The organism is Psychrobacter sp. 16-MNA-CIBAN-0192 (assembly GCF_040309565.1).
GTDB lineage: Bacteria > Pseudomonadota > Gammaproteobacteria > Pseudomonadales > Moraxellaceae > Psychrobacter.
On record NZ_JBEOOX010000523.1, the window covers coordinates 1 to 251 of the forward strand.

The following is a 251-nucleotide window of genomic DNA, read 5'->3' on the forward strand; positions in this document are numbered from 1 at the left end:
CGGCGTGCCCGCGCGGTTCAGGTCGATCCCGGTCATCCCGGCGAAGTCTTCATGCAGCGACTTGCCCGCATCTTCCTCGAGGTGCGCGCGGGTCAGGTTGACCGTTTTCTCGTACGCAGCCTTGCCGGCCTTTTCGTTGGCCGGCACCTGGATCGTGATCTGGCCGCCCTGCACGACCGGAATCTCGTACTGGCTGATCTGATAGCCCTTCGGCAGATCGGGGTAGAAATAATTCTTGCGCGCGAAGATGC

Annotated in this window: 1 pseudogene; it reads right to left on the minus strand. The window is 62.2% G+C overall.

The features are described 5' to 3' along the window. Positions 1 to 251 (minus strand): annotated as a pseudogene (gene gatB / locus AAEY78_RS14225) (Asp-tRNA(Asn)/Glu-tRNA(Gln) amidotransferase subunit GatB); the annotation flags it as partial.